The organism is Aeromicrobium sp. SORGH_AS_0981, assembly GCF_031453195.1.
GTDB lineage: Bacteria > Actinomycetota > Actinomycetes > Propionibacteriales > Nocardioidaceae > Aeromicrobium.
Window position 1 is genome coordinate 191,307 of sequence record NZ_JAVIZD010000001.1, and the last position, 25,547, is coordinate 216,853.

The 25,547-nt window shown below is 73.7% G+C and carries 21 protein-coding genes; 1 reads left to right on the forward strand and 20 read right to left on the reverse strand.

Translation table 11 applies throughout. From position 1 onward, the window contains the following. Nucleotides 1-113 precede the first annotated feature (113 nt). Nucleotides 114-1,358, forward strand: coding sequence for a Wzz/FepE/Etk N-terminal domain-containing protein (locus QE370_RS00995; protein WP_309633098.1), 1,245 nt, complete (start codon nt 114-116; stop codon nt 1,356-1,358). Nucleotides 1,359-1,392: 34 nt separating this feature from the next. Here the strand turns inward: QE370_RS00995 and QE370_RS01000 are convergent, their stop codons facing one another. The 20 genes from QE370_RS01000 to QE370_RS01095 all read right to left on the reverse strand — a co-directional run bounded on the left by QE370_RS01000 (nt 1,393) and on the right by QE370_RS01095 (nt 25,505). Beyond that, entirely contained in the window at nt 1,393-2,889 is a 1,497-nt protein-coding gene (locus tag QE370_RS01000) for an oligosaccharide flippase family protein (protein ID WP_309633099.1), read from the reverse strand. Then, on the reverse strand, nt 2,882-4,201 hold the full coding sequence (locus QE370_RS01005) for an O-antigen ligase family protein (protein WP_309633100.1): 1,320 nt from the start codon (nt 4,199-4,201) through the stop codon (nt 2,882-2,884). The genes QE370_RS01000 and QE370_RS01005 overlap by 8 nt, the downstream gene beginning before the upstream one ends. Continuing rightward, nucleotides 4,198-4,902 (reverse strand): CDP-alcohol phosphatidyltransferase family protein, encoded by a 705-nt coding sequence (locus QE370_RS01010; protein ID WP_253022698.1) that lies wholly within the window; start codon nt 4,900-4,902, stop codon nt 4,198-4,200. Before QE370_RS01010 ends, QE370_RS01005 begins: the two co-directional genes overlap by 4 nt. Nucleotides 4,903-4,912: 10 nt before the next feature. Continuing rightward, nucleotides 4,913-7,738: a fibrinogen-like YCDxxxxGGGW domain-containing protein gene (locus QE370_RS01015; RefSeq protein ID WP_309633101.1), complete on the reverse strand. Its 2,826-nt coding sequence runs from the start codon at nt 7,736-7,738 to the stop codon at nt 4,913-4,915. Between the two features lie 161 nt (nt 7,739-7,899). Continuing rightward, nucleotides 7,900-10,218, reverse strand: a complete 2,319-nt coding sequence (locus QE370_RS01020) for a fibrinogen-like YCDxxxxGGGW domain-containing protein (RefSeq protein ID WP_309633102.1) — start codon at nt 10,216-10,218, stop codon at nt 7,900-7,902. Between the two features lie 113 nt (nt 10,219-10,331). Further along, nucleotides 10,332-10,745, reverse strand: coding sequence for a DUF779 domain-containing protein (locus tag QE370_RS01025; RefSeq protein ID WP_309633103.1), 414 nt, complete (start codon nt 10,743-10,745; stop codon nt 10,332-10,334). 109 nt (nt 10,746-10,854) lie between these two features. Next, the gene (gene adh / locus QE370_RS01030) at nt 10,855-12,378 is read right to left on the reverse strand and encodes an aldehyde dehydrogenase (RefSeq protein ID WP_309633104.1); all 1,524 of its coding nucleotides are present in this window, start codon (nt 12,376-12,378) and stop codon (nt 10,855-10,857) included. A 646-nt stretch (nt 12,379-13,024) separates the two neighbouring features. Further along, a complete protein-coding gene (locus QE370_RS01035) occupies nt 13,025-14,338 on the reverse strand; it encodes a GAF domain-containing protein (RefSeq protein ID WP_309633105.1) in 1,314 nt (437 codons plus the stop codon). A 67-nt stretch (nt 14,339-14,405) separates the two neighbouring features. Continuing rightward, nucleotides 14,406-15,224 carry an ABC transporter permease gene (locus tag QE370_RS01040; protein WP_253022677.1) on the reverse strand — a complete coding sequence of 273 codons (819 nt, stop codon included), beginning with the start codon at nt 15,222-15,224 and terminating at the stop codon, nt 14,406-14,408. Then, nucleotides 15,221-16,168, reverse strand: coding sequence for an ATP-binding cassette domain-containing protein (locus QE370_RS01045; RefSeq protein ID WP_309633106.1), 948 nt, complete (start codon nt 16,166-16,168; stop codon nt 15,221-15,223). The genes QE370_RS01040 and QE370_RS01045 overlap by 4 nt, the downstream gene beginning before the upstream one ends. 54 nt (nt 16,169-16,222) lie before the next feature. Further along, on the reverse strand, nt 16,223-17,266 hold the full coding sequence (gene tsaD, locus QE370_RS01050; RefSeq protein WP_309633107.1) for a tRNA (adenosine(37)-N6)-threonylcarbamoyltransferase complex transferase subunit TsaD: 1,044 nt from the start codon (nt 17,264-17,266) through the stop codon (nt 16,223-16,225). A 42-nt stretch (nt 17,267-17,308) separates the two neighbouring features. Then, nucleotides 17,309-18,091: a lysophospholipid acyltransferase family protein gene (locus QE370_RS01055; protein WP_309633108.1), complete on the reverse strand. Its 783-nt coding sequence runs from the start codon at nt 18,089-18,091 to the stop codon at nt 17,309-17,311. A gap of 56 nt (nt 18,092-18,147) precedes the next feature. Continuing rightward, nucleotides 18,148-18,624, reverse strand: a complete 477-nt coding sequence (locus QE370_RS01060) for a DUF5709 domain-containing protein (protein WP_309633109.1) — start codon at nt 18,622-18,624, stop codon at nt 18,148-18,150. After that, nucleotides 18,621-19,088: a DedA family protein gene (locus tag QE370_RS01065; RefSeq protein WP_253022658.1), complete on the reverse strand. Its 468-nt coding sequence runs from the start codon at nt 19,086-19,088 to the stop codon at nt 18,621-18,623. Before QE370_RS01065 ends, QE370_RS01060 begins: the two co-directional genes overlap by 4 nt. Next, nucleotides 19,085-19,531 carry a ribosomal protein S18-alanine N-acetyltransferase gene (rimI, locus tag QE370_RS01070; RefSeq protein WP_309633110.1) on the reverse strand — a complete coding sequence of 149 codons (447 nt, stop codon included), beginning with the start codon at nt 19,529-19,531 and terminating at the stop codon, nt 19,085-19,087. Before rimI ends, QE370_RS01065 begins: the two co-directional genes overlap by 4 nt. Beyond that, nucleotides 19,528-20,169 carry a tRNA (adenosine(37)-N6)-threonylcarbamoyltransferase complex dimerization subunit type 1 TsaB gene (gene tsaB, locus QE370_RS01075; protein WP_309633111.1) on the reverse strand — a complete coding sequence of 214 codons (642 nt, stop codon included), beginning with the start codon at nt 20,167-20,169 and terminating at the stop codon, nt 19,528-19,530. Before tsaB ends, rimI begins: the two co-directional genes overlap by 4 nt. 780 nt (nt 20,170-20,949) lie before the next feature. Beyond that, on the reverse strand, nt 20,950-21,918 hold the full coding sequence (gene tsaE / locus QE370_RS01080) for a tRNA (adenosine(37)-N6)-threonylcarbamoyltransferase complex ATPase subunit type 1 TsaE (RefSeq protein WP_253022652.1): 969 nt from the start codon (nt 21,916-21,918) through the stop codon (nt 20,950-20,952). Then, entirely contained in the window at nt 21,918-22,946 is a 1,029-nt protein-coding gene (locus QE370_RS01085) for an alpha/beta fold hydrolase (protein ID WP_253022650.1), read from the reverse strand. Before QE370_RS01085 ends, tsaE begins: the two co-directional genes overlap by 1 nt. Before the next feature lie 31 nt (nt 22,947-22,977). Further along, entirely contained in the window at nt 22,978-24,093 is a 1,116-nt protein-coding gene (gene alr / locus QE370_RS01090) for an alanine racemase (RefSeq protein ID WP_309633112.1), read from the reverse strand. Beyond that, complete coding sequence (locus QE370_RS01095; protein ID WP_309633113.1) at nt 24,087-25,505, reverse strand: NAD(P)H-hydrate epimerase; 1,419 nt, start codon at nt 25,503-25,505, stop codon at nt 24,087-24,089. The genes alr and QE370_RS01095 overlap by 7 nt, the downstream gene beginning before the upstream one ends. Nucleotides 25,506-25,547 lie beyond the last annotated feature (42 nt).

The window sequence follows — 25,547 nt, forward strand, 5'->3', positions numbered from 1 at the left end:
TGAGACAGCGGGTCAATGGCCCAACTCACAGGCACGGACGCCGTCTCGCGGCGTCATGAACGAGGCCGTCGTCGCTCCCAGTGCATGACGTCCCGCACCCGAGGAGCTCCTGCATGCAGTCCGCACCACCCCAGCCCGCCCAGCTCAGCGAGCTCGCCGGCACCCTGCGCCGTCGCTGGCGCGTGCTCGCGCTGGGTGCCGTGGTGGGCCTCCTGCTCGGCGTGCTCGCCTGGGTGCTCCTCCCCGTCACCTACACGGCCACCACGTCGGTGCGGGTCGCGCCGGTCGACGTCAGCCCCTCCAGCGGGTCGAGCCCGACGCTCGACGTCGCCACCGACGCCCAGCTCGTCACGTCCGGCGACGTGCTGTCGGCCGCTGCCGACGACCTCGACACGTCGGCGGGCGCGCTGAGGAGCGGGGTGTCGGTGACGAACCCGCCCGACACGGCCGTCCTCGACATCGCCTACACGGCGTCGTCGCCGCGCGCCGCGGCGGCCGGGTCGCGCGCGGTGGCCGAGGCGTTCCTCACCGTGCGCGGCGAGGCCGCGGCGAAGACGGTGCAGGAGCTGCAGGAGGCCACCTGGGACCGCATCGACATGCTCGAGGACTCGGCGGACCGCTACCCGGACGACTCCCCCGCCCGCGAGTCGATCCTCACCGAGGCGAAGACGCTGGGCACCCGCGCCGCGGAGCTGGCCACGGTCGACACGTCACCGGGCCGGGTGCTCGGTGCACCGGCCACCCCGTCCGCGCCGTCGTCGCTGGGCGTGCTGCCTCTCGGGGTGGCCGGCCTCGCGCTCGGTCTCCTCGTCGCCGTCCCGGTGGCGCTGACCCGCAGGGACCGGGCGCCCGACCCCGGCATCATCGCCGGCCCGCAGGACCTCGGGTCGGGGCAGGGCTCGGCGGTGCTGGACGGCACGGCCGACGCCAGCCCGCACGACACCTGGGACGTCGCCGCCCTCATGCTCGACCTCCCGGCGACCGCCCCGGCCGACGGGCCCGTGACCCTGCTCGTCGACGGGTCCGTCGGCACCGAGTCGGGAGCGGGCCTCGCCGAGGCACTGCGACGCCGCGGCCTGCCGGTGCGGCACGTCGACGCGTCGGCCCTGCTCGAGAGCAAGATCGCCCGTGGTTGGCCGACGGACCGCAAGAAGGCGACCTGGGCGGGCGAGCTCGTCGTCATCGACTCCTCCGCGCTGGCCTCCGACGCCCTCGTCGCCACCCTCGGCACCCGTGTCGACCACGTGGTGCTGGCGCGGTCGGTCGACGACGACGCGGTAGCGGCACGTCGCGTGCGCAGCCTGCTGGCCGTGCAGGGCGTCGACGTCGCCCTCACGGTCCTGCTCCCGCGTCGCTGAGGAGCGCCGGCGGAGCCGGCAGCGCGGGGTGGCCTCAGACGGCTCGGAGCCGGGCGAGGGCGACGAGGCCGAGCCGCTCGCGCGCCGCGACCCCCACGACGACGTGGACGAGCGCGACCACGGCGGTCGTGGCGACGGCCACCGTCCACGACGTGCCCCACAGCAGCAGCGCGAACGCGCTCGGGACGAGGACGAGGACGACGGGCAGGGCGGCCGCCCACAGGATGGGTCGCCAGGGCGGACGCACGCCCATCAGCACCTGCACCTGGTAGCCCACGACGAGGGTGTCGACGACGATGGTCACCGCCCAGGCGACGGCCGCGCCCTCGATGCCCCACTGCGGGACGAGCAGCGCCAGCAGGACGAGGTCGAGCACGAGCGCCCCGGTCTTGTCGGCGAGCTGCCAGCTGCTGCGCCCGGCCATGAGCAGCACGCTCTGGACGGCGCCGGCGGCGGTGGCCACCGCCATCGCGACCGCCAGGACGCGCAGCGACGTCGCGCCCGCGGTGAAGTCGGGGCCGAAGATCGAGAGCACGGGCTCGGCGAACACCGCCAGCACGGCGTAGAACGGCCAGGCCGCCCACACCATGGCGGCGGTCACGACGCCGTACAGGCGCCCGACGAGCTCGGTGTCGCCGCGCGCCGACGCGCTGCTGATCGCCGGTCCGACCGCGATGCGCGCCGCCTGCTGCACGACCTCGCCCGCACGGGCGCAGCGCGTGACCACGGCGTACACGCCCGCCTCGGCCGGCGACGCGAGGACGCCGACGACCACGACGTCGGCCCACTCGAGGACGACCTCGACGCACGCCGTCGCGCCCCGTGCCGCGCTGAACCCCCAGAAGCCCGGGTAGCCGCGCCGCGGCGTCGGCCTCCGTGGCACGTGCCGCAGGGCGAGCGCGACGGCGACCACGAGCACGAGCGGCACGGGCAGCAACCAGGCCGCGACGACCTCGCTGACCCCCCAGCCGGCCAGCACGGCCACCCCGACCGCGACCACGCGCCCGGCGGGCAGCAGGACGTTCTGCAGCAGCGGGTAGGTCAGCGTGTCGCCGGCACCGCGGGAGACGCCGAGGGCGAGGGCCGTCAGCGAGGCCAGGACGGCGAGCGGGACGGCGGCGACGACCACCGCGGGGGCGAGGCCGTCGGGTGCGGCCGCGAGCGCGAGGGGGACCCCCACCAGCACGACGAGCCCACCGCCCACCAGCACGGGTCCGACGGCGGTGCGTACGACCCAGCCGGTGTCCTCCGGTCGGCCCCGGGCCCGGGTCGCCGCGACGAACCGGACGAGTCCGGTGTCGGCGCCGAGCTCGGCCGTGTTGGCCACGACGACGAACACCGCGACCACCAGGAAGTACACGCCCGACCCCTCGACGCCGAGGTGTCGGCCGACGAGGGCGGCGAGCACGAGGTTCACGACGGCGCCCAGCGCACCGCCCACCAGGTTGGCGACGGCTGCGGCGCCGAGCCCGGACCGCGCACGCACCGGCGCGACCCCTGTCGCGGACCGGCCGGCGATCGGCTCAGTCATCGGCGTCGAGACCGTAGCGCCGGCGCAGGAGGACGGCGGCGACGAGGGCGATCGCGAGCAGCTGCACGATGTCGAGGCCGTAGACCACGATCGCCAGGCTCGAGACGACGAGCGTGGCGTGCAGGGCCACGTCGACGTCGTCGCGGCAGGTGCGGGTGCGCCACGTCGAGCCCCAGAGGAACAGCAGGAACAGGCCGAGCCCCACGAAGCCGAAGCTGAACATGAGGGTCCACACGTACCCCTGGGTGCCGACCGAGAGCGCCTGCTCGGCCGACGGCCTGGGTGCTCCGTAGCCGAGCAGCGGGGACTGCAGCGTCCGCTGGACGGTCTCGGCGTACAGGGTGAACCGGGCGCCATTGGACTGGCCGTACTCCTGCCGGACCTCGAACTGCGTGAGGAGGCCCTGCCACAGGAGCACCGCGCCGGCGAGCAGCCCGAGCACGGCGAGGGCGAGCACGGGTGCCGCCCGGTCGCGCAGGGCGTACCGGACGAGCACGTAGGCCCCGGCGAGCGCGAGGGCCGCGAACATGCCGCGGTTCGACGTCGCCATGGCCGGCACGACCATGACGCCCGCGCCCACGAGGATCGCGGCGCGCAGCAGCAGCGACCGGGTGGAGAGGAAGCAGGCCAGGGCGACCGGGGTGAGGACGAGGATCGCGACCCCCCAGCTGTTCGCGTACGGGAACGGCGCGGACGGGCGGACGAAGGCCTCGGGGGCGCCCCACGGGTGCTGCACCTCGGCGAACGGCGGGAAGAAGAGGTCGCGGACGTAGGAGTTCTCGGCGATCGACCCGGGCAGCAGCATCCCCACCGGTGTCGTGAGGCGGGTCTCGGGCAGCAGCATGCCGAGCAGCCCGCCGACGATGACGAAGAACCACAGGAACGTCAGTCCGTCGACGATCCTCGCCCGGGTGAGCCGCGTGCGCGCCGCGAGGGCGTAGACGAAGGCGATCGCGACGAAGGCCATGATCGCGAGGCGGAACGCGAAGCCGAGCAGACGCGGGCCGGTGTCGATCATGACCGACGAGGCCAGCATCCAGAGGCAGAGTCCGACGATCGCGCCGACACCGTGGACCCAGATCGCGCACCGGCGGGTCAGCAGGAACCCGAGCATCACGAGCGCCAGGGTGACCGCCCCGGGCACGACGGTGACGCCGAGCAGCCACATGACGGGGAAGCCCCAGAGCATGGTCAGCAGCGGCCAGGCAGGGAGCGGGTCGGGCGGCAGCCGCGGCGCGCGGACGGCGTCGGGCAGGCTGCTCGGTGCGGCGCCGGCCGGTCCGTCGACGGGCGGGGCCGCCGGGCCGGTCACAGCGTCCGCAGCGCCCGGAGGCGCCGCTGCAACGTCATGACCATCAGCAGCAGGTTGGCCGCGGCCAGGAGGCCGTAGCCGAGCAGGAAGAGGGGGGTGACCGGCCACAGCAGGAACACCAGGTTCTGCACGCCGACGTCGGCGGGGAGCTGCACCACCGACGACCAGCGCCCGGCCGCCGCGGCACGGGCGCCCCGGTCGGGCACGAGCTGCTCGGCCAGGATCTGCGCGAAGAACCGCACCGACGCGACGAACGCGTAGCCGAGCGGCAGCAGGGCCCACGCGGGGTCGAGGTCGGTGTGCCGCAGGAGCGCCACGGCCACCACGAGGTGGACGGCGAGGGTGCGGGCCGCGTCCACGGTGTGGTCGAGCCACTCCCCCGCCCGCGACCCGCCGCCACGCAGCCGGGCCAGCTGGCCGTCGGCAGCGTCGAAGGCGAACGCGGCCTGCAGCAGCACCACCACGAGCACGGCCGACAGGAGCGTGGGCGCAGCTGCCACCAGCACCACGAGGGCAGCGGCCACGAGGCCCGCGCTCACGGCGGTGACCTGGTCGGGCGTGGCACCGACGCGGTGCGCGAGGGCCGCGACCCCGCGGCCGAGCCTGCGGTTGACCACCCGCATGTAGAAGGGCACGCCGGCACCGTCCTTCTGGGCCGCGGCGAGGCGGTCCCAGGAGGTGCGGACGTCGAGAGCGGTCACGGCGCGGACCTCAGCGCGACGCCACGACGGACGCGTCGAGGCTCGCGTTCGGCGTGGACCGGTAGTTGGAGTGGACCTCGACGGTGACGATGTTGGTCCCGTCGCGCAGCACCGAGAGCGGCAGGTCGACGCGTACGGGCGAGGCCGTCGCCGCCGTGGTGCTGGGCGCGGAGGTCGCGTAGGTGGTCGACGTCAGCGCGCCGCTGGGGAGGTTGACCCGCGCCACCTCCACGCCGTTCACGCGCACCAGCACGCCGTCGTCGGCGCGGGTGGTGAGCACGTAACGGGTGAACGCGTCGACGTCGGCGAGGTCGAAGCCGGTCCGGTAGTAGGCCGTGACCGCCCGCCGGGTGCCCGCGGGGACGTCGACGTCGGTCGCGATCGAGCTGCCGCCCCAGCCGAGCGGCGCGGGTCCGCGACGCCAGCCGGAGCTGTCGAAGCCGTCGCTCGTCCACGCCGGGTCGACGGCGTTCGCGTCGTCGAGCCAGTAGGCCCACGTGGAGCCGGCGGGCAGCACGGTGCTGCTCGCCGTCGGACGCACCACCGTCGTCGAGGCGGACCAGTTGCCCTGTCCGTCGCTCGCGCGCACGAAGAACCGGTCGTCGACGTCGGAGCCGGGCACCTGGACGGAGGTCGACGACGTCACGGCGACCACCCGGTCGTCGCGCAGGACCTCGTAGCGCACCCCGGTCGTGGAGGACGGCGACCACGAGACCGTCGCCGTCGAGCCCTCCAGCGAGACCGCCGGGCTCGACGGAGCGACAGGCGCCGTCGACGGTCGCTGCGCGAATCGGGCGAAACCGCCGGAGAACTGGTTGGAGCCGTTCTCGCGGACGCTCGTCTGGATCGACCCGCCGGCCCACAGGGTGCCGTCGCTGGCCACCTCGACGGCCCAGACGCCGTAGCCGCCGCGCGACTTCCACTGCGGGGCGAACGTGCTCACGAAGGCGCCCGACGCGGCGTCCCACGCCCCGAGCAGCGAGATCTTGCCCGCCTGGCGCCAGGGGACGGGGTTCTGCCCCACGCCCCAGGTGTCCCAGCTCGACGTGCCCTCGAACACCCAGTCGCCGCAGTGGCACCCGCCGTAGACCACCCGGCCGTTGCTGCCGATCGCCTGCAGGTCACCGCCGGACTTCGTGATGTTCGTGTCCTGCAGCGCCAGGGTGGAGCGGTCGTAGGAGAACATGCTGTGCTGCGAGCCGCCCAGCCACACCTTCGAGCCCACCTGCTCCACGGCCTGCTGGTACGTGGCTCCGGACGTGCTGAACGTCGGGTTCCACGCCGGGTCGGTGACGGGCGCCCCGGCTGCGGTGCTGATCGCGACCCCGTTCTTGACGGCCGTGGAGCCCGAGGCGGTCATGTACCCGGCGAGGTAGACGCGGCTGCCGTCGTCGTCGACGTCGAGCGACGCGACCGCGCCGTTGAGGTTGGGGTTCCACTGCCCGTCGCCGTTGCCGGTCGACAGGGCGATGCGTCCGGCGTTGCGCGCGAACCACGACGAGGTGCCCTTGACGAGGTGCGTGAAGCTGCCGCCGACGTAGAGCCGCCCGTCGGAGACGTCGAGGCTGCGCACGCTGACCTTCCCCGAGCTGCCACGGTTCTCGACGACGGTGCTCCAGGACGAGGAGAGCGCGCCGGCGGTGTCGAGCACGGCGAGGCCGGTGCGTTGCTGGCCGTTGACGGTGGTGAAGTCGCCGCCGACGGCGAGCCGGCCGTCCGGGAGAGCCTTCAGCGCGCGCACCTGGTTGTCGAAGGTCGGCCGGAACGAGGAGATCCATGCGCCGGTCGAGACGTCGAAGGCGGCGAGGTAGGACTGCGCCGCGCTCTGGGACCCGTCCTGGTTGCGCACGGTGGTGAAGTTGCCGCCCACGTACATGACGTTGCCGACCTGGGCGAAGGCCTGCACCTCGGTGGCCAGCTCGCCGGTGCCGGCGGCGCCGGTCCCGGTGACGCCCCACGGCTGGGCCAGGGAGCCGCTGCGGGCCACCGGCAGCGCCGTGACGGCCGCCGTCCCGCCGTCGGGCACCGCCGCGAACGACAGGTCGGCCTGGCGCAGCCGCGGCCGCAGGTAGACCTGCGTGAACGGCGTCGCGTCGCCCGTGCCCTTGGAGTACAGGTAGCTCGACGCGTCGGTGGTGCCCTGGACCGCAGAGTTGTAGTTGAAGCCGCGGACCCAGCCGTTGCCGCTGTACTCGTTCGTCCAGACCCGGCGGAAGTTCTGGCGGCCGCCGTCGTTCGTGCCGAAGTCGCGCGTGGTCTGGCCCGAGAACGGGACCCCGTCGAACGACGAGCCGGTCAGCGGGTGGCCGGCACCGAACGCCCACGACCACGCGGGGAGCGAGCGCAGGGAGAAGCGGACCTCCTGCCACGCGGTGCCCTGCGCGTCCTTGGCCCGTCGCAGACGGACGCCGTCGGGCAGCGCGTCGACGGCTCCACCTCCCAGGAGGGCGTCGATGGTGGCCGACGAGAGCCGGCGCGGCCGGAAGGCGGCCTGGCCGGTGACCGGCGAGGCGACCTGCGCGGTCGTCCCCTGCGCGTCACCGTCCCAGCTCCACCCGTCACGACCACGACCCACCAGCACCCAGCCGCCACCGTCCGTCGTCATGTCGCAGTAGAACTGCGTCGGCGTCCGCAGCTGCGGCGTCAACAACCAGTAGAGCCCGTCAGGAGACGACGGAGCCACCTGCTTGACCTCCCAGCACGACGCCGCCGCCGACCCAGCACTCGAGCCGTCCGGCACCACCGACGCCGCACTCGCCGCCGACGGCACCCCCACCAGGCTCGCGACGGTGGTGGCGGAGACGACCAGGGCCGTCAGGGAGGTCTTGAGGTGCACGACTGTCCTCGTGGGATCGAAGGGGGGACGAGAGGGCGTGGGCCGCAGGCTCACGGGGAGGGAGAGTGCGCGGGGCCTGCCTCATGACGCGGCACGGCCGACCGGTCGCGGTGGGTCGCCTCACACGCCGTGCCGGGCAGGTCGGGTCAGGACAGGACGGGTCAGGACCGGACGGCGCGCACCACACGGGTGGAGGCCGACCAGTTGCCCTGGCCGTCGCTCGCGCGCACGAAGAACCGGTCGTCGGGGCCCGAGTCGGGCACGCGCACCGAGGTCGTCCAGGAGACGGCCACGACCCGGTCGCCGCGCAGGACCTCGTACCGGACGCCGTCGCCCGCCGAGCCCGACCACGAGACCGTGGCCGTCGAGCCCTGCAGGGACACCGCCGGCGCCGTGGGGGCTGCCGGGGCCCGGGAGGGCCGGGCCGCGAACCGAGCGAAGCCGCCGGAGAACTGGTTGGAGCCGCCCTCGCGGATGCTCGTCTGGATCGACCCGCCGGCCCACAGGGTGCCGTCCTTGGCCACCTCGACGGCCCAGACGCCGTAGCCGCCGCGCGACTTCCACTGTGGTGCGAACGTGCTCACGAACGCACCCGACGCGGCGTCCCACGCCCCGAGCAGGGAGATCTTGCCGGCTTGACGCCAGGGCACCGGGTTCTGCCCGGTGGACCACGAGTCCCAGCTCGACGTGCCCTCGAACACCCAGTCGCCGCAGTGGCACCCGCCGTAGACCACCCGGCCGTTGCTGCCGATCGCCTGCAGGTCGCCGCCGGCCTTGGTGATGCTGGGGCTGCGCAGCGCGAGCGTGCGGACGTCGTAGGCGAACATGCTGTGCTGCGAGCCGCCGAGCCACACGAGCGACCCGACCTGCTGGACCGCCTGCTGGTAGGTCGCGGAGCCCTTGGTGCTGAACGTCGGGCTCCACGCCGGTGAGACGAGGCGCGCCGCCGAGGTCGTGACCGCCACCGCGTTGCGCACGGTCGCGCCGCCCTTGCGCGTCATGTAGCCGGCCAGGTAGACGCGCTGACCGTCGGTGGACACGTCGAGGTCGGCCACGGTGCCGTTCAGGTGCGGCTGCCACTGGCTGTCGCCACGCCCGCTCGGCAGCACGACCCGTGCGGCGTACGGAAGCGCCGCGGCACCCGTGCCACGCACGACGTGCGAGAAGCGTCCGCCCAGGTAGAGCCGCCCGCCGGCGACGTCGAGCGTGCGCACCGAGGCCCGACGGTCGCCGCCACGTCGCTCGACCCCGGTGGTCCACGTGCGGTCGAGGGTCCGCTTCGCGGTGAGGACGGCCAGGCCGGTGCGACGCTGACCGTCGACGCGCGTGAAGTCGCCGCCGACCGCGAGCCGGCCGTCGGGCAGCGCCTTCAACGCGCGCACCTGGCCGTTGAGCTTCGGCCTGAACGAGGAGATCCACTCGCCCGTCGAGGCCCGGAACGCGGCGAGGTAGGCCTGGGCGACCTTGCGCGACCCGTCCTGGTTGCGGACGGTGGTGAAGTTGCCGCCCACGTACATGACGTCGCCGACCTGGGCGAAGGCCTGCACCTCGGTGGCCAGCTCGCCCGTACCGCCCGCACCCGTGCCCGTCACGCCCCACGCCTGCGGCAGCGACCTGCTGCGGGCCACGGGCAGTGCCGTGACGGCCGCCGTCCCGCTGTCGGGCACCCCCGCGAACGACAGGTCGGCCTGGCGCAGCCGCGGCCGCACGAAGACCTGCGTGAACGGCGTCGCGTAGCCCGAGCGGGTCGCGTAGAGCGCGCTGCTCGACGAGGTCGAGCCCGTCACCGCGCTCCCGTAGCCGAAACCGCGCACCCAGCCGTTGTCGGCGGACTCGAAGGTCCACACGCGGCGCAGCCGCTCGGCCGCGGCCGTCGACGTCGTGCCGGCGTCGCGGGTGGTCTGGCCCGAGAACGGGACCCCGTCGAACGAGGAGCCGGTCAGCGGGTGGCCCGCACCGAACGCCCACGACCACGACCCCATCGACCGCAGCCGCCACCGCACTTCCTGCCACGCCGTGCCGCCGGTGTCCTTCGCGCGCCGCAGCCGCACCCCGTCCGTGAGCTGGTCGACCCGACCACCGCCCAGCAGCGCGTCGATGGTCGCCGAGGACAGCTTGCGCGGCGAGAACGCGGCCTGGCCGATGACCGGCGAGGCGACCTGCGCGGTCGTCCCCTGCGCGTCACCGTCCCAGCTCCACCCGTCGCGACCACGACCCACCAGCACCCAGCCGCCACCGTCGGTCGTCATGTCGCAGTAGAACTGCGTCGGCGTCCGCAGCTGCGGCGTCAACAACCAGTAGAGCCCGTCAGCAGACGACGGAGCCACCTGCTTGACCTCCCAGCACGACGCCGCCGCCGACCCAGCACTCGAGCCGTCCGGCACCACCGACGCCGCACTCGCCGCCGACGGCGCAGCCACCAGGCTGGCGACGACGAGGGTGCAGGTGAGCAGGGCTGAGCACGTGCGGGGGCGACGCATGGGGGTCCTCTCCGGCGGCACGGTCGTCGGGGGGGTGGGGGGACCGCGCTCCACGGGGGAGGAACCTCGAGCGCGTCGATCATGACGCGGGTGCGGACGTTCGTGCGTCGCGCTCAGTCGACGGGCGCGAGCGCGGCGGTCTCCTCCTCCGTGAACACCCGCGACCGGATGATGAAGCGGTGCCCCGTGGGGCCCTCCAGCGAGAAGCCAGCGCCGCGCCCCGGGACGACGTCGATGGTGATGTGCGTGTGCGACCAGTACCGGAACTGCTCGCGCGAGATCCACACCGGCACGAGACCGTCGGGGTCGACGTCGCTCGCGCCGATGTCGAGGTCGCCGAGGTGCACGTCGGACGGTCCCGTCAGGAAGAACCCCTGGGCGTAGCACATCGGCGCCGACCCGTCGCAGCACCCGCCGGACTGGTGGAACATGAGCGGCTTCGCCTGCTCGGCGCGGAGGGTGCGCAGCAGTGCGGCAGCGTCGGGGCTGACGTCGACGCGGGTGGCCGCGGTCGGGCGCTCGGTCATGGTGGTCACCTCTCGGGCGGGGCGGGCGGGGCGGGGGGCGGGCGCCGAGGCGGGAACGCCGGGAGCCCGACCCCTCGTGGAGGGGCCGGGCCGCGACGTCACCGTGGGCTCAGAAGAAGCCCTGGGCGTTCTGCGAGTACGAGACGAGCAGGTTCTTCGTCTGCTGGTAGTGGTCGAGCATCATCGAGTGGTTCTCGCGGCCGATGCCGGACGACTTGTACCCGCCGAACGCGGCGTGGGCCGGGTACGCGTGGTAGCAGTTGGTCCAGACGCGGCCCGCCTGGATGTCACGGCCCGCACGGTAGGCCGTGTTCGTGTCGCGCGACCACACGCCGGCACCGAGCCCGTAGAGCGTGTCGTTGGCGATGCTCATGGCGTCGTCGTAGTCCTCGAACCCGGTGACCGAGACCACCGGACCGAAGATCTCCTCCTGGAAGATCCGCATCTTGTTGTGGCCCTGGAAGATCGTCGGCGCCACGTAGTAGCCGCCCGAGAGGTCGCCGCCGAGGTCGACCCGCTCGCCGCCGGTGATCACGCGCGCACCCTCCTGCACGCCGATGTCGATGTAGGACAGGATCTTCTCGAGCTGGTCGTTGCTGGCCTGGGCACCGATCATCGTCTCGGTGTCGAGCGGGTTGCCCTGCTTGACCAGCTTGGTGCGCTCGGTCGCGGCGGGCAGGAACTGCTCGAGGATGGAGTTCTGGATGAGCGCGCGGCTCGGGCACGTGCACACCTCGCCCTGGTTGAGCGCGAACATCGTGAAGCCCTCGAGGGCCTTGTCGTAGAAGGCGTCGTCGGTGCGGGCGACGTCCTCGAAGAAGATGTTGGGGCTCTTGCCGCCGAGCTCGAGCGTGACGGGGATGAGGTTCTGGCTGGCCATCTGCATGATGAGCCGGCCCGTGGTCGTCTCGCCGGTGAACGCGATCTTGCGGATGCGGCTGCTGGACGCCAGCGGCGCGCCGGCCTCGGCACCGAAGCCGTTGACGACGTTGACGACGCCGGCCGGCAGCAGGTCGGCGACCAGCTCCATCAGCAGCATGATCGAGGCGGGCGTCTGCTCGGCGGGCTTCAGGACGACGGCGTTGCCGGCGGCCAGCGCCGGGGCGAGCTTCCACACGGCCATGAGCAGCGGGAAGTTCCACGGGATGATCTGGCCGACGACGCCCAGCGGCTCGTGGAAGTGGTAGGCGACGGTGTCGTCGTCGATCTGCGACAGGTGCCCCTCCTGCGCACGGATCGCGCCGGCGAAGTAGCGGAAGTGGTCGACGGCGAGGGGCAGGTCGGCCGCCAGGGTCTCGCGGACCGGCTTGCCGTTGTCCCAGGTCTCGCCGACGGCGAGCATCTCGAGGTTCTGCTCGATCCGGTCGGCGATCTTGTTGAGGATGTTGGCGCGCTCGGCGACCGACGTCTTGCCCCACGCGGGGGCGGCGGCGTGCGCGGCGTCGAGCGCCTTCTCGATGTCCTCGGCGTTGCCGCGCGCGATCTCGGTGAAGACCTTCCCGTTCACGGGCGAGACGTTCTCGAAGTACTGGCCGCTGGACGGGGCGACGTACTCGCCGCCGATCCAGTGGTCGTAGCGGGGCTTGTAGGAGACGACGGAACCGTCGGTCCCGGGCTGGGCGAACACGCTCATGGAAGTGACTCCTCGCGGGGTGGGATCTGGTGCGAGTGACGCTAGTCACAGCTTCGTTGCAACGACGTTGTCCCGACGTTGCAGCCGTTGCAACGTCGTCGGCACCGCTGGTCGCGCAGTCCGAGCGAGCGCGCGAGGTCCCTGCGCATCGAGACCACCCGGCAACAGCCCAGCGCGAGCCGGTCCCCAGCGACCGCTCAGAGTGGTCTCGCTCCGTCGCGGCTACGCCCCCCTGCGACGGCTCCAGCACCTCCCCTCGCTGGCGCTCGTGGAGGCACTCGACCAGCGAAACCTCCCGCTGGTCGAGTAGCGGCACGCGCGACGAAGGAGCGTCGTGCCGCGTATCGAGACCACCCGGCAGCGGCCCAGCGCGGGCCGACCCCCAGCGACTGCTTGGAGTGGTCTCGATACACCTCCCCTCGCTGGCGCTCGTGGAGGCACTCGACCAGCGGAACCCATCGCTGGTCGAGTAGTCCGAGCGAGCTTGCGAGGCTCGGACGTATCGAGACCACTCGGCAACGGCTCAGCGCGGCCCGGCTCCCAGCGTCTGCCCGCAGTGGTCTCGATACACCTCCCCTCGCTGGCGCTCGTGGAGGCACTCGACCAGCGGCACCTTCGGCTGCTCGAACAGCGGAACGCCGCGGGTTCAGCCGAAGGCGCGGTCGAGCTTCTCGACGTGGGCCGCGACCTGGGCGTGGCGGGGGGAGGAGACCGGGAGGATCTCGAGCGCCCGCGACCAGACGCCGAGGTCCTCGCGACCGTGCGGCGTGTCCGCGAACGACAGCAGCGCGTCGGCGTCGTCGCAGGCCAGGAGGGCGGAGACGAGCTCGAGGTGCAGGTCGTCGCGCAGCTCCTCGACGGCGGGCGCGGACGACGACGGCAGCACGGGGCCACGGTAGGCGGCGACGGCGCTGCGCAGACGTCCGTCCCGCAGCAGGTCGCGGACCTCGTCGACGTCGGTGCGCACCGCGCTGCGCAGGCGGTACGGCCGCGACGCGAGCTCGAGCGGCCCGAGCACCCCACGCAGCCTCGACAGCTCCGCGCGGATCGTCACGGGCGCTTGGTCGTCGTCGCTGAGCGCCACGCCCAGCTCCGCGGCCGTCATGCCGTCAGGGGCCCGCGACAGCAGCAGGAGGAGCTCGCTGTGCCGGCGGCTCAGCCGTGACGTGAGCGGACCGACCTGCAGCGTCGCGCCGTGCACGCCGAGGACGTCGAGGCGCGGTGCCGACCACCCGCTCGTCACGTGCAGCGGGGCTGTCGCCGGCTGCAGGCGGGCGATGCGCAGCTCGGCCTCGACCGCGGCCGCGGTCGCCCGCACGAACCCGAGTCCCTGCGCCGTCGCGACCTCGGGTCCGCCGGTCACGTCGAGGACGCCGAGCACGGCGCCGGTGTCGGGGTCGTGGATGGGCGCCGCCGAGCAGCTCCACGGCGTCACCTGGCGGCCGAGGTGCTCCGGGCCGAAGATCTGCACGGGTCGGTCGATCGCCAGGGCCGTGCCGGGGGCGTTCGTCCCGGCGCTCGTCTCGCTCCAGTCGGCACCCGGCACGAAGTGCATCGACTCGGCCCGCGAGCGCAGCGACGCCGCGCCCTCCACCCACAGCAGCTGGCCGGCGGCGTCGCTGACGGCGACGAGCAGGCCCGCCTCCCCCGCCGACTCGACCAGGAGCCGTCGGATGACCGGGAGGCCCGCGGCGAGGGGGTGGTGCTCGCGGATCTCGCGCAGGGCGTCGTCGTCGAGCGTGATGCGCGGCAGGTCGGTCTCGGGGTCGAGACCGTCGGCGAGGCTGCGCTCCCACGACTCCCGCACGACGTCGCGCAGCGGTGCGTCGGTGGCGCCGGAGGCCAGGAACTCCTCGTGGGCCCGCCGCAGCCGCCGCGAGAGGGCGTCGGGGTCCGAGCCCGGCGGCATCGCGAGGTCACGTCCGTGGTGCCTCGCGCGCGGCTCGGAGGTGCGTGCCATGCCGCGAGTGTACGTGACGCGGCTCACGCCCAGAAGGGTCGACGACGTGCGCCGGCCGACCAGGCCCTCAGGCGTCGCGGCGCTGGAAGGCCGCGGTGGCCAGGACGAGGAGCACGACGACGAACACGGCCATCGTGATGCCTCCCCCGACCGCGCCGAACGGCTTGTAGCCGAACACCTGGAACGCGTCGTTCAGCGAGACGCGCGTGTACATCTGTCCGCCTGCGTCGTACGGGAGGAACTTGAGGATGTCGACGATGCCGCCGCGGCTCGTCGGGTCGCCCGACGACGCCTTGATGGCCAGCACGACTGCCTTGACCAGGCCCTCGACGAGCGACGGGACGAGCAGGAGCAGCGCGACGGCGGCGGTCTGGTTGCGGGTGAGGGTCGCGAACGCCAGGCCGGAGAGCGAGAACAGCGTGGTGTAGAGGACGGTGCCGACGGTGATGTCGCGGAGCCCACCGACGCTCGGCAGCCCGACGCCGAAGGACACGGCGCTGAGCAACGCGATGCCGACGCAGACCAGGGCGGCCACGAGCGAGAGGACGGCCGTCGTGAGCACCTTGGCGAGCATGACGTGCAGACGGCTGGGCAGGGCGGTCAGCGTCGCACGGATCATGCCGTGGCGGTACTCGTGCCCCATGGAGAAGACGCCGAGCAGGCCGATCACGTAGGCGATGAACAGCGGCGCCACGCCGAGGGTGGCGCCGACGGTCACGAGGATCGCGAAGGTCTGGTCTCCCCCGGACAGCGGCCCCGTCTCGGGCAGGTTCCAGGCGATGAGCACGGTCAGCAGGAGCTGGAACCCGAAGGCGACGCCGAGGATCCAGTAGGTGGACCGGATGGTGCGCAGTCGGGTGATCTCGTAGCGGAGCGCGTCGGTCATCGGGCACCGCCCGTCTCCCCGGCCGGGCGGTCGGCGGTGATCGCCCCGCGGTACTCCTCGTCGAGGCCGGTGGCGTTGAGGAACGCCTCCTCGAGGGTGGCGCGTCGGACCGACAGCTCGTGCACCCGGGCGCCGTGCTCGTGCGCGAGGTCGCCCACGCGGGCGGCGTCGAGGCCCGTGACGCGCTGCAGACCGTCCGCGTCGGGGGTGAGGGTCCCGCCCGCGGCGACGATGGCCGGCGCGAGGACGCCGAGGTCGGGCGTGCGCAGCAGCACCTCGGCGGTGCCGCCGTGCTCGACGAAGTCCTTCACGGGGCCGCTCGTGAGGAGGCGCCCGCGGCCCACGACGACGACCTCGTCGGCGAGCTGCGCCATCTCCTGGAGCAGGTGGCTCGAGACGAACACCGAGCGGCCCTCCCCCGCGAGGTGGCGGAGCAGCTGACGCAGCCAGGTGATGCCCTGCGGGTCGAGCCCGTTGCTGGGCTCGTCGAGGATCAGCGTGTGCGGGTCGCCGAGGAGGGCGGCCGCGATGCCCAGCCGCTGGCCCATGCCGAGGCTGAACTTGCGCGGGCGGCCCTTCGCCTGGGCGGAGAGACCGACGAGCTCCAGCACCTCGTCGACGCGGCGCCGCTCGATGCGGTTGGCCACGGCGAGCATCTGCAGGTGGTGACGTGCCTGGCGCGTCGGGTGGAAGGGCTTGGCCTCCAGCAGCGCCCCGACGTGGCGCATCGGCTGCTCGAGCTCGGCGAACGTGCGTCCGTCGAACGTCGTACGACCGTCGCCGCGGTCGAGACCCAGCATGAGCCGCATGGTGGTGGACTTGCCCGACCCGTTGGGCCCGAGGAAGCCCGTGACGCTCCCCGGGTGCACCGTGAAGCTCAGGTCGTCGACCGCTCGCCGGGTGCCGTAGCTCTTGCCGAGCCCTCGTGCCTCGATGACTGCCACGGGCTCAGCCTGCCAGACGGCGGGGCGCGACGGCAGCGTTGCGCGCGCGTCGGGTCAGGCGACGATGCGGGTGACGGGCAGGCTGGAGTCGACGGGCAGGTCGAGCGACGACGGGGCCACGCCCCGCGCGACGACCTCGGCGCCCAGCGCCGCGACCATGGCGCCGTTGTCGGTGCAGAGGCCGGGTCGGGGGATGCGCACCTCGATGCCCGCCGCCTCGGCCCGGGCGAGCACCATCTCGCGCAGTCGTCCGTTGGCGGCCACGCCGCCGCCCACGACGAGCGTGTCGACGTCGTGGTCGCGGCAGGCCTGGACGGTCTTGCGGGTGAGCACGTCGACGACGGCGTCCTGGAAGGAGGCGGCGACGTCGGCGACGTCGACGTGGCGTCCCATGCGCTGCTCGTGCTGCACGTGCCGCGAGACGGCGCTCTTGAGGCCCGAGAAGGAGAAGTCGTAGCGGTAGCGCTCCGCGTCCTTCGCCGCGGTGAGGCCGCGTGGGAACGCGATGGCGGTGCCGTCGCCCTCGCGCGCCACCCGGTCGATGTGCGGACCACCCGGATAGGGCAGGCCGAGCAGGCGGGCGACCTTGTCGAACGCCTCGCCGGCGGCGTCGTCGATCGTGGTGCCGAGCATCGTGATGTCGGAGGCGATGTCGTCGACGAGGAGGATCTCGGTGTGGCCGCCGCTGACCAGCAGTGCGGCGACGCGACGGTCGAAGCGGCCGTGCTCCAGCTGGTCGACCGCCACGTGGGCGGCCAGGTGGTTGAGGCCGTAGAGCGGCTTGTCGTGCGCGACCGCGAGCGCCTTGGCCGCGGCGACGCCGACCAGGAGGGCACCGCTGAGACCCGGTCCGCAGGTGACCGCGATCGCGTCGACGTCGCGCACGTCGAGGCCGGCCTGCGCGTACGCCTGCTCGAGCGTGGGCACCATGGCCTCGAGGTGGGCCCGGCTGGCCACCTCGGGCACGACACCCCCGAAGCGCACGTGCTCCTCGACGCTGGACGCCACGGCGTGCGCGAGGAGCTCGGTGCCGCGGACGATGCCGACGCCCGTCTCGTCGCAGGACGACTCGATGCCGAGGACGAGGGGTTCGCTCACCGGCCCAGTGTCCCAGACCGGTCGACGCCGACGGCCCGCGGCTCAGGCCTGCGGGTCGGTCCCACGCTCGGCTGCACGGGCCGCGCGACGGGCCGCCTTTGCGGCCTTCTCCTCGGCGTCGAGGCGGGCGGCCTCCTCGGGCGTCGGCGCGAGACCGCCGTACCGCGCCGGTGCCCACCACTGCCCCTCCGGCGGCGTCGGGTACTCGCGGATGGCCTTGTCGAGCAGGGCCGTCATGGCCTCGCGCAGCTGCTGGGTCTCGGCGACCGGGTCCTCGCCCGTCACGGGGATCGGCTCGCCCACGTGCAGCGCGATGGTCTTGCCGCGGCCCCAGATGTCGGAGTCGTGGTCCTTCGTCTTGAGCAGCTGCGTGCCCCACGTGACCATGGGGATCAGGGGCACGCCCGCCTCGGCGGCCATCCGGACGGCGCCGGTCTTGAGCTCCTTGATCTCCATGGAGCGGCTGATGGTGGCCTCGGGGAAGATGCCGACGATCTCGCCGGAGCGCGCGTACTCGACGGCCTTGTCGTAGGACGCCTGGCCTGCGTCGCGGTCGACCTCGATGTGGTGGAACGAGCGCATCAGCGGCCCACCGATCGCGTGGTCGAAGGCCTCCTTCTTCGCCATGAAGCGCACGAGCCGCCCCGACGGCTGCGCGGCGAGGCCGTCGAAGACGAAGTCGACGTAGCCGATGTGGTTGGCGGCGAGGATGGCCCCGCCCTCGCGGGGGATGTGCTCCGTCCCCGACGTCTGGAACTTCATGCCGAGCACCTTGAACAGGGTCTTGGCGGTGACGATCACCGTCGGGTACGTGTAGTCGCGCATCGGTCCAGGGTAGTGCACAGGTGTGCACCCAGGGGGTCCGTGGACGGGGCCGTCGCTCAGAGGTCGGGCGTGCCGGCGCTGATGTCGTCGGGGTCGTCCTCGACGACGTGCACGGCGGCCTCCTCGGCGCTGGCGGCAGCGCCGTCGATGCCCACCTCGTCGCCGACGAGGGCCTTCTCGGTGTCCTCGGCCAGACCCTCGTCGGGCGCGACGAGACGGCCGGACCGGTCGTCGCCGATCTCGGGGTCGCCCAGCTCGTTGGCGTTGCCCTCGGGGTCGACGTCGGCGTACGGGTCGACGTCGGGCTCCTCCTGGGCCACGCGCTGGTCGAGCGTCTCGCCCTCCAGGGCCTCGTCCGCGGTGGTGCCGAAGCCCTCGCCGGGGCTCCACTTCTCGGCCGGCGAGTAGCCCTCGTCGAGCACGTCGTCGACACCGCGGTCGACGAGCGTGTCGTCGGGCTGCAGCTGGTCGAGCACCTCCGAGTCGTCGCGGTTCTCCTGGGTGTCGTCAAACTCGAGGGGTCCGTCAGTCATGCGTCCAGCCTTCCACGGCGTCGACGCGACGCAACCGCTGCGACGACCGCGACGAGCACGACCGCCGCGACGGCGACGGCGACGGCCTGGCCGCGGTCGGTGCCGCTGCGCAGCGCCGCGAGGAAGACACCCGCCCCGACGGTGCTCCACACCGTCGCCCAGAGGGCGGCGCCGGGCACGAGGCCGACGAGGTAGCGGGGCAGGGACATCCGAGCCAGGCCCGCACCGGCGTTGACGACCGTCTGCGCCCCGACGGTGAGGAAGCTCGCCGTGACGACCGGCGGCCCCCAACGCTCGACGCGGTCGACGGCGGCCTGGAGGCGCGGGCCGGGTGGTCGGCGACGCACGACGCCGGCGGCCACCAGACGACCGATCCCGTAGGTGGCGCCCGCGCGCAGCAGCACGATGACGAAGAGCGTCAGCCAGGCCCACGCCCATGGCCAGGAGCGGATCTGCTCGGTCATGCCCGCTCCCCCGTCAGCCCGACCTGCAGCACGAGGGCGTCGCGGCCGCCGGCGTAGTAGCCGCGGCGTCGGGACAGCTGCTCGAACCCGTGCGCCGCGTAGAGCGCGAGGGCGGCGGCGTTGTCGGCTGCCACCTCCAGCAGCATGCGGTCGGCACCGCGCTCGCGGGCGGCGTCGCGGCCGGCCTCGACGAGCTGCGACGCGAGGCCACGTCGGCGGTGCGTCGGCGCGACGGCCACGCGGTGCAGGTCGGCGACGTCGGCCACCACGCCGACGTCGACGTACCCGACCACGGTGGCGTCGCTCTCGACCACGAGCACCGTGCGACCGGGGTGGGCGATCTCCGCGCGCAGGGTCGGCTCGGACCAGGCGTCGGCCGCGAAGGCCTGCCCCTCCAGCGCGAGCAGGACGGGCAGGTCGGTCTCCAGCGCCGGCCGGATCACCGCACCGGGGCGGCGGGCTGCGCGTCGGGGCGGCGCAGGTAGAGCGGCTCGAGCCCCAGCACCTCGACGTGGCCCCGCACCACGCCCTCGGCGAGCGCGGCGGCGGAAGGGTCGAGCGGCCCGTCGGCGGCGTCGAGCACGTCGGCGTAGAGGGTGGCGCCGCGTCCGACGACGGGCAGGTCGGGGTGGAGCCGCGCGAGCTCGGCAGGCTTGTCGACGTGCGGTCCGTCGACCCGGCGCGCGACGCCGTCGGCGTCGGGCACGTAGCGCGCCCAGTAGACCTCCTTGCGCCGTGCGTCGATGGCGACGAGGTGCTCGCGGCCGAGGCCGGCGTCGAGGGCGAGGGCGTCGAGCGAGCAGACGCCGTGGCTCGTGAGGCCCAGCGTCGCGGCGAGGGTGCGGGCGGTGACGATCCCGACCCGCAGCCCGGTGAAGGGTCCGGGACCCACTCCGACGGCGACGTCGGTGAGGTCGGCGGCGCTGTGCCCGGCGTCGGCGAGGGCGTCGCGCACCGCCGGCGCAAGCAGCTCGCCGTGCGCCATCGTCCCCTCGCCCTGCGCCGTCCCGACGACCTGGTCACCGTCGTGCACGGCGACGCTCACCGCGGGTCCGGACGTGTCGATCGCGAGCAGCAGCACACGAGTGAGCCTACCCTCACCTCACGACGCGTCACGGGGGTCGGTGCGAGGACTCGCCGCTGCGTGGGTCTCGTTCGACTCGTCCTGCGGCTGCGTGGGTCTTGGTCGACTCGTCCTGCGGCTGCGTGCGCGCACGTTCTCGTCGACGCGGCGCTGCGCTGCCTCTGCCGTCGCTGGGGGTGGTCTCCGAAAGGGCTTCGACCGGGCCGCTGGGTGGCGCGCTGGGCTGGGGTCTCGGGCTGTGGCTCGCGCTGGACGCAAGGATCTGCGTTCGTGCGTCGGAGGGCCAAGGCTTCTGCGTTTGCTACGGGATCCCGTCGTGAACGCAGAAGCGTTCGGCCTCGCACGCGTGAATGAAGAATCTTGGGTGCACTTTGCGTTGGGGTGACGAGCGATTCTTCCTTGGTGTGGACCGTTCCACGCGAAGGACGAATCGTTCCGCCGCTCAGCCCGCCCTCGGTGGATCTGCAACCGCAGGAGCGCTCGTGCGGTTGCAGATCCACCGATAGGACGCGCAAACGCAGAACCTTGGCCCCTGAACGCAGAAACGAAGAATCGTGGATCCAAGGGCGGGCCCAGACCAGACCCCGAGACCCCAAGCCGCCTCCAGGCTCGCCGCCGGTCGAGGCCCTTGCGGAGACCAGACACAGCGAGAGCCGAGGCAGCGCACCAGCAAGGTCACGACGACCGCAGGCAGCTCAGCAGCAAGCCCCGACCCCCTGCGGCAGCGCACCCCAAGGTCACGCCCGCATACCACCACGCAGCGACGCGACCAGCCCCTCAGCCGAGGAGCGTGGAGCGCAACGGCACGTCGACCCAGCGGGGACCGTTCGGCTTGATGGTGACGACGCGCGGCTCGGCCTCGTCGGGGTGGTCGCCGTCGTGCTCGGTGCCGAGGGGGTCGATGGGGCGGGCGCCGCGGACCTCGATGCTCACCGAGAGCCAGCTGTCGTTGAGCTGCTCGGCCATCCCCTCGCCCCACTCGACCACGGTGACGGCCTCGTCGGAGGCGGTGTCGAGGTCGAGGTCGTCGACCTCCGCGGCGCTGCCGAGGCGGTAGGCGTCGACGTGGACGAGGGCGGGACCGTCGACGAGCGACGGGTGCGTGCGGGCGAGCACGAACGTCGGCGAGGTGACGGGTCCGCGCACCTGCAGCGCGTCGCCCAGGCCCTGGGTGAACGTCGTCTTGCCGGCGCCGAGGTCGCCCGAGAGGACCAGCAGGTCACCGGGACGCACCAGCTCGGCCACGCGCCCGGCGAGGTGCTGCATCGCGTCGGGCGTCGGCACCTCGCGGGCGAGCCACAAGGTCTTGCCGAGCACCAGCAGCGGCCCCTCCTGGCCCACCGGGTGGTACTTGCGGCGGGTCCAGAACCGCACCGTGTCCGGCAGCTCCTCGCGCACGTGGAGCCAGATGCCGTCCTTGCCGCGCTCCTCGGCCGTGTCCTCCGCGACGCCGACCATGGCCGACGCGACCCCGCGGGCCTGGATCTCCGGATCGACCGACACGCGACGCAGGCCGAGCTTGCCCGGCCGCGACTCGTCGAACAGCAGCGCGCCCATCGGCACGCCGCGACGTTCCACGAGCAGCCCGCCGGCCGTCGCGAGCACCTCCGAGACCGACTCGACGGTCTCGTCGAGGGCGGTCGACGGCGGGTCGAGGTCGGGCCGGACGCTGAACGAGCGGTGGATGATGTCGACGATCGCCTCGGCGTGCTCAGGGCCGGCGTCGAGGACGTCGAGCGCCCTCATCACCGGTCGCCCTCGCGCACGGGGTGCCCGATCCGGTCGAGCAGGTCCTCGATGATCCGGGTGACGGCCACGTTCTCCTCGAAGGGCACCATGTGCCCGGCGCCGCCGAGCGTCACGAGACGCGCGTCCTCGATGGTGCGCGCGAGGCGGCGGGCGTGCTTGATGGGCGTGAGCAGGTCGTGGTCGCCGCACGCGACGACGACGGGCACCCGACCCAGGCCTTCCGCGCCGCTGCGGACGTCGAGGTCCACGAACGCGGGGTAGAAGTCGAGCAGCACGTGCGTCTGGGCGCGCAGGATCATCTCGTCGGACATGTCGGCGTACTTGCGGGGCGCGTCGGGCCCGACCGCCCACCGTCGGATGACGCTGTAGCTGTTGAAGGTCCGGCCCCAGTCGAGCAGGGGCGCGCCGGCGCGCAGGAACGGCAGGATGCGGCGCAGGGCCGGGCTCTGCCGCACGAGCCGGTTGTCGCTGGTCGACAGCAGCACCGCACCCACGACCCTGTCGCCGAACAGCTCCGGCGACTCCGCCGCGAGCTGCTGCACCGTGATGCCGCCCATCGAGTGGCCGACGAGCACGACGGGCCCCTCGGGCACGACCTCGTCGAGGACGGTCCGCAGGTCGTCGGCGAGCTGGCTGAAGCTCGACCCCTGACGCGTCGAGCGACCGGAGCCACCGTGGGAGCGCTGGTCGTAGAACACCATCCGCACGAGTCCGCGCAGCGCGAGACGCTGGTAGTGCCAGGTGTCGAGCGTGCACACCCAGCCGTGCACGAAGACGACGGTGGGCGCCGCGCTGCCCGCGTGCACCTCGTCGGCCTCGTCGACCTCGACGTTGAGCGGGACGCCGTCGGAGGCGACGACGGTGCGGGCGGGGCTGTGCACGCTGCCGAACGGGACCTCCTCGCCGCGCTGCTCGCGCCGGTGCTCACGACGTCGGGTGTCGACGACCTTGGCGGTCACGCCGGCGGCCACGAAGGCTCCGGCGGTCGCGGCGAGTGCTGCCAGGCGGGAGGGGGCGGGGCTCATCACTGTCCTCGGTGGCGGGGCTCGGACGCCCTCAGCCTCGGTGGGTACGCACGACGCGGTCGCCGAGACGGGTGACGACCTCGTAGGCGATCGTACCGGCGGCGCTCGCCCAGTCCTGGGCGGTGGGGGCACCGGGGGCGGCGCCGAACAGGGTGACGACGTCGCCGCGTCGCGCCGGGCGGTCTCCGAGGTCGACGACCAGCTGGTCCATGCAGATGCGGCCGACGACCGGCACCCGCTCGCCGTCGTGGGCGGCCTCGGCGCGGCCGGACGCGGAGCGCAGGACACCGTCGCCGTACCCCAGCGGCACGAGGCCGAGGGTGGTCTCGCGGTCGGTGGTCCACGTGTGGCCGTAGGACACGGCGGTGCCGGCGGGGACCCGCTTGACCTGCGCGAGCCGGCCGCGCAGCGTCATGACCGGACGCAGGTCGACGATGCCCGCCACCGCGGGGTCGGGGTCGATGCCGTACGTGGCGATGCCCGGACGGACGAGGTCGAAGTGCGCGCTGGGGCGGGTCAGGAGGGCGGCGGAGTTGGCGAGGTGACGCCACTGCGGGTCGAGCCCGGCCGCGCCGGCGACGTCGAGCGCGGCCCGGAACACGGTCTCCTGCTGGTCGTTGGCGGGATGGTCCGGCTCGTCGGCGCACGCCAGGTGCGACCACACGCCGGTGACCTCGACCCGCCCTGCGGCCTGCGCTCGTCCGGCGGCGGCGACGAGCTCGTCCCACGCCGGACCGCGCGCACCGTTGCGCGAGAGGCCCGTGTCGACCTTGAGCTGCAGGCGGGGTCGTCGACCCGTCGGTGCGTCGTGGAGGATCTCGTCGAGCTGCTCGACGGACGACGCCGTCAGCTCGACGTCGTGCTCGACCGCGGCGCCGTAGGCGGCACCGGGTGCCGCGAGCCAGCACAGGACCGGCCCGGTGTCGCCGGCCTGGCGCAGCGCGAGCGCCTCCTCGACGGTGACGACGCCGAGCCACGACGCTCCCGCGTCGCGTGCGGCGCGTGCCACCGGTCGCAGTCCGTGGCCGTACGCGTCGGCCTTGACGACGGACATCAGCGCGGCACCGGGCGCGTGCGCCGCGAGGGTGGCCACGTTGTGCCGGTACGCCTCGAGGTCGACGACGGCCTCGGCCTGGGGGCTCACCACGCGCGCACCTGATCCAGCGAGCCGGCGAGGAACGCGGCCAGGGTCTGCGGGAGGGCGGCGGCGACGTCGGACGCCACGAACGGTCCGCCCGGGTTCGCGCGGACGCCCGCGACGCCGTGCAGGAACGCTGCGTGCCGGCCCGCGTCGAACGGGTCGAGCCCACCGGCGAGGAGCGACGCCGCGAACCCGGCGAGGACGTCGCCCGAGCCTGCGGTGCCGAGCCACGGGGTGCCGGACAGGTTGACGGCCACGCGTCCGTCAGGAGCCACGACGACCGTGCGGGCGCCCTTGAGCAGCACGGTCGCGTCCCAGTGCGCGGCGGCCCGCCGCGCGTGCTCCAGCGGGTCGGCCTCCACGGTCTCGCGCTCGACGTCGAGCAGCCGGGCGAGCTCTCCGGCGTGCGGCGTCAGGAGCGCGGGCACGCCGACGGGACGCGGCAGGTGCTCGAGCGCGCCGGCGTCGACGACGAGCGGCACGTCGTCGTCGAGGCAGGCGGCCAGCTGGTCGGCCACGTCGTCACCGGCGCCGGGTCCGACGACCCAGGCCTGCACCCGTCCGCGACCGTGCACGACCTCCGGGGCGCGGTCGACCACCCGCGCCGCGAGGGTGTCGCTGCCGACGAATCGCACCATCCCGGCCAGGCCCGACTGCGCGCCCGCGACGCACAGGTGGGCGGCACCGGCGTAGGCGTCGGAGCCGGCGTCGACCCCGACCACGCCGCGCGCGTACTTGTGCGAGGCGGCGCCGGGCACGTGCCGACGGAGGAGGTCGGCGTCGGTCGCCTCGAGCGACGTCACCGTCGGCGCGTCGAGGTGGGGGCCGAGACCGATGTCGACGAGCGTCGGCGGCTCCCCGCCACCGGCGTCGGCGGCGGGCCCGACGATCGAGCAGACCTTGAGGGTGCCGAACGTGACGGTGCGGTCGGCGCGGACGTGGCGGCCCGGCGTCGCGCCCGTGTCGACGGCCACGCCCGACGGGACGTCGACCGCGACGACGTGGGCATCGGTGTCGTGGGTCCAGTCCGCCCACTCCCCCGCTCGGCCCTCGAGGCCAGGACGCGCGCCGATGCCGAACAGCGCGTCGAGGCACCACCGCTGGTCGCCCGGCGACGACACGCGTCGGGCCCCGGCCGCCTCGGCCGCCGCCAGTCCCTCGGGGTGGACGGCATCGGGGTCGAGCAGCGCGAGGTCGACGGCGACGCCACGCGCTAGCAGGTGGGTGGCGGCGAAGAGCGCGTCGCCACCGTTGTTGCCGGGGCCGACCAGGACGAGGACCGTCTCGTCGGCCGGCACGGCGGCGAGGGCGTCGGCGAGACCGCGGGCGGCGCGCTGCATCAGCGCGTCCCAGCCGGTCTCGGCGGCCAGACGCTCCTCGGCGGCACGGACCTGGGCGACGGTGTGGGCGTTCAGCACGGGCTCAAGCCTCCGCCACGACGGGCGTCGTCGCCACCGACG